We start from the raw sequence: 14,252 nt of genomic DNA on the forward strand, positions 1-14,252 counted from the left end.
CTGGTTTCGGGTAACTGTGCGAGGCAGGGACCTGCCCGGAATGCTTCCCAAGCACGCGGTCGTTCTGGATCCGTCTGCCCCGTGACCGGCGGCATCCACAATGGACCGTCTGCGTCGCGTGTCAGCCGGGCGTCGATCGGCCTGGACGGCATGTGGACACCCGGAGCCACTGAAGGGCAACTGAAGGGCAACTGACCAGCCTGAACACGCTGACGCGTCAGTAGACTCCAATCGTTGAACACTTGATGGGTTCCTCTGTAGACGGTTGGCAGGTGGTGGCATGAGCCCGCGAACAGGCCTCACCCGCGTGCTGGACGACCTGGGCACCACGCTGATCGACCTCGTGCGTGGTGATCCGGGCCGTGCCACCGACATCGGCGGCGTGGTGATCCACGACCCGGACGACGACCAGGTGCTGCCGCCGTCCGCGCTGGTGCTCGGCGTCGGTGTGCGCGAACCCGCTCCTCTCCTGGCCCTGCTGGGCCAGGAGGGGGCGGCCGCGCTGGTCGTGCGCGGCCCGATCGTCCTCACCGCGGAGCTCTCCGAGGCCGTCGACGCCTCCGGTGTGGCGTTGCTCGGCCTGGCGCCGGGCGCGTCGTGGACCCAGCTCGCCGCGATGCTGCGGTCCCTGCTGGCCGAGGGTGAGGTCGACCCGTCCGAGACCCTCGGCGGCGTGCCGGCCGGTGACCTGTTCGCGCTGGCCAACGCGGTGGCGTCGCTGATCAGCGCTCCGGTGACGATCGAGGACCGCAGCTCGCGCGTGCTCGCGTTCTCGGGGCGTCAGGACGAGGCCGACTCGTCCCGCGTCGAGACGATCCTCGGCAGGAAGGTGCCCGCGCGCTACACGCAGATGCTGGAGGCGCGCGGGGTGTTCCAGCAGCTCTACCGCAGCGACCAGCCCGTCTACATCGAGGGCCTGCGCGCCGACGACGGCTCGCTGTGCCTGCCGCGCCTCGCGGTGGCGGTGCGCGCGGGCGACGAGTTCCTCGGCTCGATCTGGGCCGCAGTCCGCGCGCCGCTGTCCCCAGACAGTTCCACCGCCTTCGGCGACGCGGCCAAGCTCGTGGCGTTGCACATGATGCGCCAGCGGGCGGGCGCCGACGTCGAACGGCGGCTGCGCGCGGATCTCGTCTCGACCGCGGTCGAGGGAGGCGCAGGTGCGACGGAGGCGGTGCGGCGGCTCGGTCTGGCCGACCAGGCGTGCGTGGTGCTGGCTCTGGCGCTCGCCCACTCGCACGGCGACGACCCCGCCGCGCACGCCCGGCTGCTGGCCGAACGCCAGCAGATCGCCGACGCGCTCGCCATGCACCTGACGGCCGTGCACCCCCGCGCCGCCGCCGCGTTGATCGGCGACGTCGCCTACGCGATCCTGCCCGCCGAGTCGGACGAGCGGGCCCTGCGGATCGCCACGGACTTCCGCAACCGCATCGGCAACCCCGTGCTGGTGGGCGTCGGCGAGGTGTCCGACGGCCTGACGTTGTCGCGGTCGCGGGCCGGTGCCGACCTGGTGCTGCGGGTGTTGCGGGCCGGGCGTGCGTCCTGGTCGGTGGCGCGGGTGTCCGATGTGCACGGTGAAGGACTGTTGCTGGAGTTGTCGGACCTGATCGCCGAACGCGGCGACACGCTGACCGGGCCCGTCGCGCGGTTGATCGCGTACGACCGCAAGCACAGCGCGTGCCTGGTCGAGACGCTCGGCGCGTGGCTCGACGCGTTCGGTGACGTCGCCGCCGCGTCCGCCGCCGTTTTCGTGCACCCCAACACCTTCCGCTACCGGCTGCGCCGGCTCTCGGAGGTCGGGGAGATCGATCTCAGCGATCCGGACGCGCGGTTCGCGGCGATGCTGCAGCTCCGGCTGTGGCGGCCAAGTGGCGCCGTGCCAGGGCGATGAACGCCTCGGTCGACGGGTGCGCCGTCGCCTCCGGCCACGCCAGGTGCACGACGATCGGCTCGGCGTCGGTCAGCGGCAGGTAGGTCACGCCGGGGTGGGGGTGGTGGTGGCTGGTACCGGCCGCCGTGACCCCGACCGTCGTGCCGGTCGCGATCGACGTGAGCCACTCGACCACGCCGGGCACGTCCACCGTGCGCGGGCGTGCTCCCGCAGGCCAGAGGTCGGCACCGGTGGTCGCCGCCGTCTCGCACACCGCCACGCACTCGCCCACGAGGTCGTCGAGCACCAGCGCGTCGCGGGCGGCGAGCGGGTGGTCGTCCGCCACCGCCGCGATCCGGGGTTCCTCGATGAGCGCCGCGTGGCCGAGACCGGCACCGGCAGGTTCGGTGCGCAGGACCGCCACGTCCGCCTCGCCGCGGCGCAGTGCCGCCTCCGGGTCGTCGGCCTGGCGGATGCGCACCAGGACGTCCGGGTGTTCGGCCCGCCACTCGCGCAGGAACGGGATCGTGAACCGGCCGAGCGCGGCCCAGGCGAAGGTGAGCCGGATCGGCTGCGGCTGGACGGCTTCGGCCAGGGCCGAGTCGAGCGACGTGAGGATGCGGTGGCTGTGCTCCCACAGGCGCAGGCCGGGCTCGGTCAGGGCGACGTGCCTGGTCGTGCGTTCCACCAGACGCACGCCGAGGCGCCGTTCCAGCTGCTCGAGCGTGCGGGAGAGCGCGGGCTGCGTGACGTGCAGCGCCTGAGCCGCCGCGGTGATCGACCGGTGGTCGCCGATCGCGGTGAGTGCCCTCAGATGACGCAACTCGACATTCATGACCGCCGATCATAAGTGCTGCACGAACGGCATTTCCCACCTCGCGAGACCGCACCTAGCGTCGATGGCATGAAGATTCTGCTCGTGGGAGCTACCGGCCTGCTCGGCACCGCGGTGCACGAGGTGCTCGTCGAACGCAAGCATGACGTCGTGACCGTCGCACGCACCGGTGGCGACCTGCAGTACGACGTGACCGACCCGGCCCAGGTGGCCGATCTCTACCGGACCGTCGGGCAGGTCGACGCCGTCGCGTCGGCCGCCGGGCACGTGCCGTTCAAGCCGTTCGGTGACCTGACGATCGCGGACTACCAGGCCGGGGTGACCGGCAAGGTGCTCTCCCAGGTCGCGCTGGTCCGGGAGGGGCTCGCCCACGTGACGGAGTCGTTCACGCTGATCACGGGAGTGCTGGCGCGCGAACCGATCGTCACCGGAGCCGCCGCGGCGCTGGCCAACGGCGCGGTCGAGGCGTTCGTGCGCGCCGCCGCCATCGAGATCGCCCCGAAGCGCGTCAACGCCGTCAGCCCGACCGTCTTCACCGAGGCGCTCGACGTGTACGGCGACTACTTCCCCGGCATGACGCCGGTGCCGCTGGCCGACGTGGCGCGGGCCTACGTGCGGTCGATCGAGGGACGGCAGACCGGGCAGGTCTACGTGCCCTGAACCTGGACCCGGCCGAGGAGGCGGTCCACCAGGTCGGGCAGCTCCTGCGCCCCGGCGCCCTCCAGCCACAGCGCGATGCCGGTGCGGATCGTGGTGAGGAAGGTCGCCGCCATCAGCCGGGCGACCTCCTCGTCCGGTTCGCGCAGGACGAGAACGGCGGCCAGGTCGCGTTCGAGCCCGACCTGGTCGCCTGCCTGCCGTGCGAGCAGTGACGGGTGCCGGCGCAGCAGCCGGAGCTGGGCCATCCACTCGACGTCGGGCAGGGGCCGGACGCGGTAGAGCTCGGCCGTGGACGCGCGCAGCGCCTGCCAGGCGCCCTCGTCGGCCGGACGCTCCCCGACCATGGCGACCAGTGCCCTGAGCCGCTCGCGGTCGGCGTCGAGCACCGCGTCCTCCTTGCTGGTGAAGTAGTTGGAGAACGTCCTGCGCGAGACCCCGGCCGCGTCCGCGATGTCCTCGACCGTCACTCCGTCCAACCCGTGTTCCATGGCGAGCCTCAGCGCCGCTCCGGCCAGTGATCGCCTGGTCACCGCCTTGTTGTGCTCGCGCCGCGTGGTGAGCGTCTCCATGCCGTTCAGCGTAGCGGGTGTAAGTTGCTCATTGCGCAAACTTGCACAACGCGCAAGAATTGTGGTGACGAAGGGGCGGCACGTGAAGATCGAAACAAGGGCGATGGGGCACCGGCAGGTGCTGGAGTCGCTGTCGGGACTACTGCTCGCGCTGTTCGTGGCCATGGTCAGCTCCACGGTGGTGTCCACCGCGCTGCCGCGGATCATCGGCTCGCTGAACGGCACGCAGACGCAGTACACCTGGGTGGTCACGGCCACCCTGCTCACGGCGACGGCCACCACCCCGCTCTGGGGCAGGCTCGCCGACCTGTTCAACAAGAAGACGCTGGTCCAGGCCGCGATCGTGATCTTCGTGATCGGCTCGCTGCTCGCCGGCTTCGCCCAGGACACCGGGCAGCTCATCGCCGCCCGCGCGTTCCAGGGCCTCGGCGTCGGCGGCCTGCAGGCACTGGTGCAGGTCGTGATCGCCGCGATCATCCCGCCGCGCGAACGCGGCCGCTACAACGGCTACCTCGGCGCGGTCATGGCCGTGGCGACGGTCGGCGGCCCGCTGCTCGGCGGCCTCATCGTCGACGTGTCGTGGCTCGGCTGGCGGTGGTGCTTCTGGGTCGCCGTGCCGATCGCCGCGCTGGCGTTCGTCGTGCTGCAGGCGACGCTGAAGCTGGAGACCGTGCGCCGCGAGAACGTGAAGATCGACTACCTCGGCGCCGCCCTGATCGCCGCCGGCGTGAGCGTGCTGCTGGTCTGGGTCTCGTTCGTCGGCAACTCGTTCGACTGGATCTCCTGGCAGAGCGGGACCATGGTCGGCGGCGGCCTCGTGCTGCTGGCCGCGGCCATCGCCGTCGAGCTCCGGGTCGAGCAACCCGTCGTGCCCCTGCACATCGTCGTCCAGCGCACCCCCGCCCTGGCCATCATCGCGAGCCTCTCCGTGGGCATGGCGATGTTCGGCGGCGCGGTGTTCCTCGGCCAGTACTTCCAGATCGGCCGCGGCTACAGCCCGACGGAGGCCGGCCTGCTGACCATCCCGCTGATGGCGGGCGTGCTGCTGTCGTCCACGATCTCCGGCCGCATGATCAGCCGGTCCGGCAAGATCAAGCCGTACATCGTCTCGGGCACGATCATCCTGGTGCTCGGCTTCCTCGGCCTCGGCTTCGTCGACCACGCCACCGCGCTGTGGATCGTCGGCATCGCGATGGCCGTCGTGGGCATCGGCGTCGGCATGACGATGCAGAACCTCGTGCTGGCCGTGCAGAACAGCGTGCCGCTGAGCGAACTCGGTGCCGCCTCGGCGTCCGTGACGTTCTTCCGCTCGCTCGGCGGCACGATCGGCGTGTCGGTACTGGGCGCCGTGCTCGCCAACCGCGTGACGGCGGACCTCTCCGCCGCGCTGCACGTGCCGGCGGGCCAGTCGACGGGCAGCACCAGCGCGCTGAACCTCTCCGCCCTGCCACCGCAGGTGCAGACGATCGTGCACACCGTCTACGGCGACGCGACGGCGCACATCTTCCTGATCTCCGCCGCGGTAGGCGTCGTCGGCATCATCGCGGCCCTGCTGCTCAAGCCGATCACGTTGCGCACCACGATCGATCTCGAGAAGAAGGAAGCAGACTCAGCGGTCGCACGATAACCGAGGAGCAACCATGAGCGCCGGCCTGCACAACGCCTTCCAGTCCACAGTGGACTGCTTCGGTCCCGCTCCCCTGCCGTCGTCGAGGACCATCATGGTCGGGATGGACGGCACCGACACCGCCATGCGAGCGGCAGCCAGCGCGTTCGGCCTGGCCCGCCGCCAGGGAGCCCGCCTGGTCGTCACGTTCGTGGCGTGCCACTCCTCCCTGGCGGCACTGAGCCCGGCCGTCGCCTCGGTGTTCGAGCACGAGGCAACGGTCCGGTTGCACGCCGAACTGAGCGACCAGGTCCGGTCGTTCGCCGAGGAGCTCGACGTGCCGGTGACGTTCGTGAAGACGTTCGGCGACCCGTACACGGTGCTGCGCGACTCGGCCGACCAGTGCCAGGCCGACATGGTGGTCGTGGGGGCCTCGCAGCAGGCGGGGCACCGGTTCGCCGGGTCGGTGGCGACGCGCTTGATCAGGTCGGGTCACTGGCCGGTTCTCGTGGTGCCCTGACGCTACACCTCGGACGACATGAAGCCCGCACTCGATGATCGAATGCGGGCTTCGTCGCGTCTACCAGCGCGTTCACGTCAAAGGATGGATCGTGAACGTCTTGTCTCGTTGTCATAGGTCGGAGCGCTGTACGGTACGTCCGGGCGTAGGGATTTCTAAACTTAATTTAGTATTTATTCTTGACGCGATCGAGCGACCGAAGGATGCTTTGGCCACTCGACGACGAGAGGTACGGGTATGCCGAGAACCCTGCTGTCCGCGGCCACCATCGCCTTGGCGCTATTGGCGCCCACGGCGCTCGCCGACGCCGCGCCGTCCACCCCGGCAGAACACGCGGGTGTCGACCAAGGCGCGCCCACCTACTACGACTCGGGCATCGCGCGCACTCCGTACATGGGGTGGAACTCCTACTTCGCCGTGGGCGCGGCGTCGGAGGAGAAGGTGCTCGGGGTGGCTGACCACCTCGTCAGCAGCGGCCTCGCGCAGGCCGGTTACAACATCGTGTGGATCGACGGCGGGTGGAACGCGAGCCCGCCGCGTGACGGCAGGGGCTCGCTCGTGCCCGACCCGGCGCGGTTCCCCTCCGGGTTCACCAAGCTGGTGGACACGGTGCACGCCAAGGGGTTGAAGGCGGGCATCTACACCGACGCGGGTGCGTGGGACGGCAAGAACTGCGCGGCCGGCAGTGGTGGTGGGTACTACGAGGCGGACGCCCGGCAGTTCGCCGGGTGGAGGTTCGACGCCATCAAGATCGACTTTCTGTGCGGCATCGCGCAGAACATGGACCCGGCCGTCGCCTTCACGCAGTTCTCCGCGGCGGTGCAGAAGGCCGGGCGCAAGATGATCCTCAACCTCTGCAACCCGGTCACCGACGAATGGGCCGTGCCGCACCGCTGGGACCAGACCGCGTACGTGGCCTACACGTACGGGCCTCGCGTCGGCGACTCGTGGCGCACCAGCACGGACGTCGCGTTCGGCACGCCGTACGAGGGCATCTGGCGCGACGTGCTGCGCAACATGGACCGCAACCTCTACCGGCCCGGCGCGCAGGGTCCCGGTCACTACAACGACCCGGACTACCTGATCCCGATGCGCAAGACCGAGCAGGGCACGTACGAGCTCAACGAGGAGGAGTCGACCTCGCAGCTCGTCATGTGGTCGGTGATGGCCTCGCCGCTGATCATCGGGTCGGACCCGCGCACGCTGCCGCCATCGATGATCGAGACGCTGAAGAACCCCGAGATCATCGCGGTCGACCAGGACCCGCTCGCCATCCAGGGCGTGCGCGTCGCGGGCTCGAACAACGTCGACGTCTACAGCAAGGTGTTGTCCGGCAGGGGTGAGCGGGCAGTCGCGGTGCTCAACCGCAACGACCGGCCCGCGGAGTTCACCGTCGACCTCGCCGACACCGGCCTCAAGGGGACGGTGAGCGTCCGCGACCTGCGCGCTCGTGCGGACCGCGGCACCGCGACCGGCACCCACACCGTCACGGTTCCCGCGCACGGCACCGCGTTCCTCAAGTTGCGCGGCGAGACGGCCGTTCCCGGCACCGACCTCGGTGGCGAGACCTCGGCCAGTCCGGCGCTGATCCGCTGGGACGACAGGACGATGGCGGCGTTCGCGCGCGACAGGTCCGGCCGCCTCACGCAACGTTCCATGGTGAACGGCGAGTGGCGCAACTGGGTCGTGCTCGGTGGTCCGAAGAACGGCCAGGTCCTCGGCCAGCCGTCCGCGTTCGCGAGCCCGGACGGCCGCATCGACCTCTTCGTCCGCGGCACCGACGACGTGGCCTACCAGAGGACCTTCGCGAACAACAGGTGGAGCAACTGGACGTCGCTCGGCGGATCACTGACCGACTCCGTGTCGGTGGCGTTCACCGGACCGGACGGCTGGAACCTGTTCGGCCGCGGCGCCGACGGTCGCGTGTGGACGCGCGACAAGAGCAACAGCACCTGGACGTCGGTCGGTTCGCCCGGCAACCAGCAGATCTACGGCAGGCCCTCTGCCGCGACGGTGGCAGCGGGCACGTTCGTCACGGTCCGCCTGCAGGACGACTCCGCCTGGTACCGCAAGCGCACCGCGAACGGCTGGTCCGCGTGGGCCTCGCTGGGCGGCGTGATCAGCGGCAGCCCGACGGCGGTCGCGAACGGTGACCGCGTCAACGTCTTCGTGCGCGGCAGCGACTACACGCTGTGGCAGCAGGACCTCGTCGACGGCGCCGGCACCTGGTGGACCAAGCGCGACCAGTTCGTCAGCAACGCGCTGACCGGCGCGGCCGGCGGCGCCGCGGGTGCGGGCGGCTCGACCTGGGTCGCCGTGCGCGGACCCGACAACGCCGTGCACGTGTCCAGCCTCGACGCCCGCTGACCAGCGCCCTCCCAGGAGCACCACGGATGACCCTTCACCGTTCCGTCCCCCAGACCACCGGCCTCGCTGGAGCCCAACGATGACCTCACGCCGCAGCTTCCTGAAGGCCACCGGCGCGCTGGGGCTGGGCGCCATGGCCCTGCCCGCCTTCACCGCGCACGCCGATCCCTACCGCCCGACGTCCACCCAGCTCAACCCCAACCCGACCACCCTCTGGTACCCCGCTCCCGCCGACGAGGCGAAGATCATCGAGCAGGGCCTGCCGATCGGCAACGGCCGCCTCGGCGCGCTCGTCGGCGGTGGCGTCGAGAAGGACTTCCTGTACCTGACCGACGTCACGCTGTGGACCGGCGAGCTCAACGACGCACTCGAAGGCGACGGTCAGCTGCCGTACGACTCGCGCTTCGGCACGTTCTCCATGCTGGCCAAGCTGTACGTCGAGGTGCCGGGCCATGCGGGAGCCACCGGGTACCGCCGCGAGCTCGACCTGAGCAACGGCCTCGTCACCACGAGGTACACCCACGGCGGCAAGCAGTACCGGCGCGAGATCTTCTCGAGCCACCCGGACGACGTGGTGGTCGTCCGCCTCGCCGGCCCGGACCAGTCCGGCAAGATCACGCTCCAGGGCGCGCACGGTGAACCGGCCGTGGGCGACGCGCCCCACACCGCGGCCGTCTTCACCGGCTCGTTCGCGAACAAGCTGGCGTACAGCGGTGTCGTCACGGCGTTCAGTCCTGATGGAACGGTCGAAGTAGACGGTGCCGACCTGTCGTTCTCCGGCTGCTCGGACCTCGTGATCGTGTTCTCCGGCGGCACGAACTACGTCCCGGACGCCTCGGCGGGCTTCATGGACCCGCTCGTGGAACCGGCGAAGCTCGCGCTGCGGAAGGCGGCTGTGCGCGTCAAGGCCGACGCTCTGCTGCGCACGCACGTCGCGGACTACCGCAAGAAGTACGACCGGCAGAAGGTGGACCTCGGCCGTTCCACCGACGCCCAGCGCGCGATGGACACGTGGACCCGTTTGCAGGCAAGGGCTTCGGGCACCACGCCCGACCCGGAGCTGGAGGCGAGCTACCTCCAGTTCGGCCGCTACCTGGCCATCACGGGGTCGCGCGACAACCTGCCGATCAACCTGCAGGGCCTGTGGCTGTCGAACAACAACCCCGACTGGTACAGCGACTACCACACCGACATCAACATCCAGATGAACTACTGGCTCGCGGACCGCGCAGCGCTGTCGGACACGTTCGACGCGCTCGCGAACTACTGCGTGGCGCAACTGCCTGCGTGGACGAACACCACGCAGTCGGTGTTCCAGGACTCGCGCAACCGGTTCCGCAACACCAACGACCGGGTGGCCGGGTGGGCGGTCGCCTTCTCCACCAACATCTACGGTGGCAGCGGCTGGTGGTGGCACCCCGGCGGCAACGCGTGGCTGTGCATGTCGTTGTTCGAGCACTACGAGTACACGCTCGACCGCGACTACCTGGCCAAGATCTACCCGTTGCTCAAGGGCGCCTGCGAGTTCTGGGAGGCACGTCTGGTCGAGACGCCGGAAGGCCTGGTCGACGACCACGACTGGTCGCCGGAGCACGGACCGCAGGACGCGCGTGGTCTCACCTACACGCAGGAACTGGTGCACCACCTCTTCGGCACGTACCGGACCGCGACCGACGTGCTGCGCCGCGACCAGTCCTACGGCCGGAGGATGTCGGCCCTGCGGGACAGGCTGTACCTGCCGGTCGTCAGCCCGAAGACCGGCATGCTGCAGGAGTGGATGTCGCCGGACGACCTCGGCGAGACCACGCACCGGCACCTGTCGCCGCTCGTCGGCTTCTTCCCCGGTGACCGCATCAACCACGACGACTCCCCCGCCGCGCTGGTCGAGGGCGTGAAGCAGCACCTGATCACCCGCGGCATGGAGAGCTTCGGCTGGGGCCTCGCGTGGCGGGCGGCGTGCTGGGCGCGGCTGAAGGACGCCGACCGGTCGTACGAGCTGATCGGGAAGGTCATCCGGCCGTCGATCGGCTTCGCGAACGGCACGGCGCCGAACTTCTTCGACATGTACAGCTTCGGCGACCGTTCGATCTTCCAGATCGACGCGAACCTGGGCGCTCCTGCCGCGATGCTGGAGATGCTGCTGTACGCACGCCCCGGCGTGATCGAACTGCTGCCCGCGCTGCCCTCGGCGTGGAAGACCGGCTCGGTCACCGGCATCGGCGCCCGCGGCGGCTTCTCCGTCGACCTGGCGTGGAAGGACGGGAAGGTCACCAGCGCGACCGTCCGCAGCGTCGGCGGCACGGAGACCGAGGTGCGCTTCGGCCGCTGGAAGAAGCGGATCACCCTGCGGAGGGGCCAGTCGGTGACGCTTCGCCCGTAACGCGACCAGGTTCGTGGTCACCGGCCTAAGATCGGCCGGTGACCACGAACCCCGCTGAAGTCACCCTGACGACCCCTGGTTCGGCACGGGCCCAGCGCATCGTCGCCGGGGCGGCGATCGCCGCCGTGGTCCCCGCCATGGTCTGGCTCGCCTTCTCCGGCCAGCAGTGGTGGGCGATCGTGCTGTGGGAGTTGGGCTTGCTGGTGGTCCTCTTCGGCTTGCTGGCGATCTGGTCGACCGCGGCCGAGTCCGCCAAGGAGACCGTCGCATTGCGCGCCAAGGGAACCGTAGTGGTCGCCGAGGTGCTCGACAGCACCGCGCACGACGACGGCGAGGGCGTCAGCCACGAGCTGACGCTCTGGATCCCGTCAGGCGGCGGCTTCGAGGTCCACCACCGTTGTGGCCACTACAGCGGCGAGCAGCACCTTCGAGTTCTCGTCGACCCCGTCGTGCGCACTTGGGGTGTCGTGCACTAGACGGCGGCTGTGGAGCCTCTCACCACCAGCGTCGTCGCCAGCTCTATGTGCAACGCCTCCGGCTGATGCCCGTCCAGCACGCGCATCAGCTGCGTGACGGCGATCCTGCCCATCTCCTGCAACGGTTGCCGCACCGTCGTGAGTCCCGGGTCGGTCGCCTCGGCCAGGTCGATGTCGTCGAACCCGGCCACCGACAGGTCCTCCGGCACGCGCAGCCCTCGTTCCCGTGCGGCCTGCAACGTGCCGACGGCGACCTTGTCGTTGAAGCAGACGATGGCGGTGGGGCGCGGTTCGAGGTCGAGCAACTCCGCCGCGGCGCGCTTGCCGTGCGCCGTGGTGGCCTCCACGTGCCGCAACCGGTCCGGCGTCAGCAGAACGCCCGCCTTGGCCAGCGCCGCGCGGTGGCCCGCCAGGCGCGCGTCGCCCGCCAGCCACTCCTCCGGTCCGGCGATCACGGCGATGTCGCGGTGGCCGAGGCCGATCAGGTGGTCGGCGACGGCCCGCGCCCCGGACGAGTGCGCGGCCGAGACCGCGGCGATGTCCGGCGGTGGCGGGGTGCGGGGGTCGACCACGACGAACGGGAAGCCCGACTCGGACAGGGCGACCAGCTCGTCCCCCTCCTCCGGCGGCAGGATGAGGATCGCGGCGTCGACGCCGGCCTCGCGTGGCAACACCTTGAGCGCGTCGCTCTGCTGGCCCGACTCCCCCGCGTCGAGCAGCAGGCGCAGGCCGTGCAGCTTCAGCGTCTCGGCGATCGAGGAGACGATCAGGCCGAAGTAGTCGGTGAGCACGTACGGGCACCGGACGTAGACGGTCCTGAGCCTCGCCGGCGTCTCCTGCCTGCGCCGTTCGACGGCCTGGAGCACCAGGTCACGGGTCCGCGGGGCCACGCTGACGTGATCGTTCAGCACCCGGGACACGGTCGCGATCGACACGCCCGTCTCCGCCGCGATGTCACGGAGACTCGCGCGCTGTTTCACGTGTTCGATCTTGCGTTCCACCAGGTCAATGTACCGGAAATCATCCAGACCATTGACCCTCGACACGGCCGGGTGTTTCATCCTGGAAGCTGATGTTTCACAGTGATGATTGGGTGTTACATGAGACGAACCGTGATCGTGGCCCTGGTGCTCGGGCTCACCGCCGTCCCGTCGGCGGAGGCGTCCAGCGCGCCTCAGGTGCGGGTGTGGGTGACCACGCCCGATCGCGCGGAACTGATGCACGAACGGCCGCGCGTCACCTTCGGCACCGGCGAGTCGGCGCAGCCGACGATCGTGGTCGATCCCGGCCGCCGCTACCAGGAGGTCGACGGCTTCGGCGCGTCCATCACCGACTCGTCCGCCGAACTGCTCGCGGGCCTCTCCCCGGCGGTCCGCGCCGAGACCATGCGCAAGCTCTTCGACCCCGTGCACGGCATCGGTGTCAGCTTCCTGCGCCAGCCCGTCGGTTCGTCCGACTTCACCGCTGCGAAAGAGCACTACACCTACGACGACGTGCCGGCCGGGCAGACCGACTTCCCGCTCCGCCACTTCAGCGTCCGCCACGACGAGGCCAAGATCCTCCCGTTGCTGCGCGAGGCGAAGCGCCTCAACCCGCGCCTGAAAGTCATGGCCACGCCGTGGAGCCCGCCGGCGTGGATGAAGGACAACGACTCGCTCGTCGGCGGCAAGCTCAAGGACGACCCGAAGGTCTACGACGCCTACGCGCGTTACCTCGTGAAGTTCGTGCAGGCGTACGCGAGGGCCGGTGTGCCGGTCGACTTCCTGTCCGTGCAGAACGAGCCGCAGAACCGCACGCCCGACGCCTACCCCGGCACGGACATGCCCGTCGCGGCGCAGATCAAGGTGATCGAGGCGCTCGGCCCGAAGCTCAGGCTCGCCAGTCCGCGCACGAAGATCCTGGGTTACGACCACAACTGGGCCACGCACCCGAACGACGGCACGGCGGAAGCCGACTACCCGTACCAGATCCTCAGCAGCAAGGCCGCGAAGTGGCTCGCGGGAACGGCCTACCACTGCTACTACGGTGACCCGAGCGCGCAGACGGCACTGCGCAACACGTTCCCGGACAAGGGGATCTGGTTCACCGAGTGCTCGGGTTCCAAGGGCGCCACCGACCCGCCCGCCAAGGTCTTCAGCGACACCCTGCGCTGGCACGCCCGCAACGTCGTCCTCGGCACCACCCGCAACTGGGCGCGGAGCGCGGTGAACTGGAACATCGCGCTCGACAGCACCGGCGGCCCGCACAACGGCGGCTGCGGCACGTGCACCGGCCTCGTCACCGTGCAGCCGGACGGTTCGGTCGTCACCGACGCCGAGTACTACACGATCGGCCACCTCTCGAAGTTCGTGAAACCCGGCGCACGCCGCATCGCCAGCACGTCGTTCGGCACCACCGGCTGGAACGGCCAGATCATGGACGCCGCGTTCCGCAACCCGGACGGTTCCACGGCACTGGTGGTGCACAACCAGCACGACGACCCGCGCTCGTTCGCGGTCAACGTCGGCGACCGCACGTTCGAGTACACGCTGCCCGGTGGCGCGTTGGCGACGTTCACCTGGACGAGCCAGCTCCGCAGCAGGCTGGACGCCGTGCCGCTGACCGGCGCCACTGCCTCTCCCGACGGTGCGCACGCGATCGACGACGACGCGTCGACCCGGTGGTCGAACGGCGCGGCCCAGGCTCCCGGCCAGTTCCTGCAGGTCGATCTGGGGCGTCGCAAGGACTTCCGCCGCGTGGCCGTGGACTCCGGCGGCAACCTCGGCGACTACGCCCGCAACTGGGAGCTCTCGGTCAGCGACGACGGCACGTCCTGGCGTTCGATCGCGTCCGGCGCGGGCGTCGGCCAGCTGACGAACGTCGACGTCCGCCGCACGAGCGCGCGCTACGTCCGCATCACGTCCACCGGTGCCGCGAGCAACTGGTGGAGCATCGCCGATTTCCGCTTGTACAACTGAAGAAACTGCTGTCGG

The 14,252-nt window shown here is 70.0% G+C and carries 11 protein-coding genes; 8 read left to right on the plus strand and 3 right to left on the minus strand.

The features are described from left to right. Nucleotides 1–280 precede the first annotated feature (280 nt). The gene (locus DFR72_RS43355; RefSeq protein WP_090073636.1) at nt 281–1,888 is read left to right on the plus strand and encodes a PucR family transcriptional regulator; all 1,608 of its coding nucleotides are present in this window, start codon (nt 281–283) and stop codon (nt 1,886–1,888) included. Here the strand turns inward: DFR72_RS43355 and DFR72_RS43360 are convergent. Then, nucleotides 1,809–2,702 (minus strand): LysR family transcriptional regulator, encoded by an 894-nt coding sequence (locus DFR72_RS43360; RefSeq protein WP_090073633.1) that lies wholly within the window; start codon nt 2,700–2,702, stop codon nt 1,809–1,811. The genes DFR72_RS43355 and DFR72_RS43360 overlap by 80 nt on opposite strands. 69 nt (nt 2,703–2,771) lie before the next feature. Here DFR72_RS43360 and DFR72_RS43365 point away from each other — a divergent pair, with 69 nt between their 5' ends. Further along, nucleotides 2,772–3,362 carry a short chain dehydrogenase gene (locus DFR72_RS43365; RefSeq protein WP_090073631.1) on the plus strand — a complete coding sequence of 197 codons (591 nt, stop codon included), beginning with the start codon at nt 2,772–2,774 and terminating at the stop codon, nt 3,360–3,362. On the opposite strand, the gene DFR72_RS43370 is transcribed toward DFR72_RS43365, so the two are convergent. Continuing rightward, nucleotides 3,350–3,931 (minus strand): TetR/AcrR family transcriptional regulator, encoded by a 582-nt coding sequence (locus DFR72_RS43370; protein ID WP_090073629.1) that lies wholly within the window; start codon nt 3,929–3,931, stop codon nt 3,350–3,352. The genes DFR72_RS43365 and DFR72_RS43370 overlap by 13 nt on opposite strands. A 103-nt stretch (nt 3,932–4,034) precedes the next feature. Between DFR72_RS43370 and DFR72_RS43375 the strand changes: the two genes are divergently transcribed. From DFR72_RS43375 to DFR72_RS43395, 5 genes are all read left to right on the plus strand, one after another. After that, a complete protein-coding gene (locus tag DFR72_RS43375) occupies nt 4,035–5,558 on the plus strand; it encodes an MDR family MFS transporter (protein ID WP_090073626.1) in 1,524 nt (507 codons plus the stop codon). Between the two features lie 13 nt (nt 5,559–5,571). Beyond that, nucleotides 5,572–6,057: a universal stress protein gene (locus DFR72_RS43380; protein ID WP_090073624.1), complete on the plus strand. Its 486-nt coding sequence runs from the start codon at nt 5,572–5,574 to the stop codon at nt 6,055–6,057. Between the two features lie 237 nt (nt 6,058–6,294). Further along, a complete protein-coding gene (locus DFR72_RS43385; RefSeq protein ID WP_090073621.1) occupies nt 6,295–8,424 on the plus strand; it encodes a DUF8189 domain-containing protein in 2,130 nt (709 codons plus the stop codon). Between the two features lie 79 nt (nt 8,425–8,503). Then, nucleotides 8,504–10,804: a glycoside hydrolase family 95 protein gene (locus DFR72_RS43390; RefSeq protein ID WP_090073619.1), complete on the plus strand. Its 2,301-nt coding sequence runs from the start codon at nt 8,504–8,506 to the stop codon at nt 10,802–10,804. 38 nt (nt 10,805–10,842) lie between these two features. Next, nucleotides 10,843–11,280: a hypothetical protein gene (locus DFR72_RS43395; RefSeq protein ID WP_090073617.1), complete on the plus strand. Its 438-nt coding sequence runs from the start codon at nt 10,843–10,845 to the stop codon at nt 11,278–11,280. Here DFR72_RS43395 and DFR72_RS43400 read toward each other — a convergent pair. Beyond that, nucleotides 11,277–12,281 (minus strand): LacI family DNA-binding transcriptional regulator, encoded by a 1,005-nt coding sequence (locus DFR72_RS43400; protein ID WP_211335768.1) that lies wholly within the window; start codon nt 12,279–12,281, stop codon nt 11,277–11,279. The genes DFR72_RS43395 and DFR72_RS43400 overlap by 4 nt on opposite strands. 99 nt (nt 12,282–12,380) lie before the next feature. Here DFR72_RS43400 and DFR72_RS43405 point away from each other — a divergent pair, with 99 nt between their 5' ends. Further along, the gene (locus tag DFR72_RS43405) at nt 12,381–14,237 is read left to right on the plus strand and encodes a discoidin domain-containing protein (RefSeq protein WP_090073613.1); all 1,857 of its coding nucleotides are present in this window, start codon (nt 12,381–12,383) and stop codon (nt 14,235–14,237) included. Nucleotides 14,238–14,252 lie beyond the last annotated feature (15 nt).

The organism is Lentzea flaviverrucosa (genome assembly GCF_003350445.1).
Classification (GTDB): Bacteria; Actinomycetota; Actinomycetes; order Mycobacteriales; family Pseudonocardiaceae; genus Lentzea; species Lentzea californiensis.

Bases quoted from the DNA above. Each gene is read 5' to 3' on its own strand.
- DFR72_RS43370 (WP_090073629.1), bottom strand. From the start codon at position 3,931: ATGGAGACGCTCACCACGCGGCGCGAGCACAACAAGGCGGTGACCAGG.
- DFR72_RS43380 (WP_090073624.1), top strand. From the start codon at position 5,572: ATGAGCGCCGGCCTGCACAACGCCTTCCAGTCCACAGTGGACTGCTTC.
- DFR72_RS43390 (WP_090073619.1), top strand. From the start codon at position 8,504: ATGACCTCACGCCGCAGCTTCCTGAAGGCCACCGGCGCGCTGGGGCTG.
- DFR72_RS43375 (WP_090073626.1), top strand. From the start codon at position 4,035: ATGGGGCACCGGCAGGTGCTGGAGTCGCTGTCGGGACTACTGCTCGCG.
- DFR72_RS43360 (WP_090073633.1), bottom strand. From the start codon at position 2,702: ATGAATGTCGAGTTGCGTCATCTGAGGGCACTCACCGCGATCGGCGAC.
- DFR72_RS43405 (WP_090073613.1), top strand. From the start codon at position 12,381: ATGAGACGAACCGTGATCGTGGCCCTGGTGCTCGGGCTCACCGCCGTC.
- DFR72_RS43365 (WP_090073631.1), top strand. From the start codon at position 2,772: ATGAAGATTCTGCTCGTGGGAGCTACCGGCCTGCTCGGCACCGCGGTG.
- DFR72_RS43385 (WP_090073621.1), top strand. From the start codon at position 6,295: ATGCCGAGAACCCTGCTGTCCGCGGCCACCATCGCCTTGGCGCTATTG.
- DFR72_RS43355 (WP_090073636.1), top strand. From the start codon at position 281: ATGAGCCCGCGAACAGGCCTCACCCGCGTGCTGGACGACCTGGGCACC.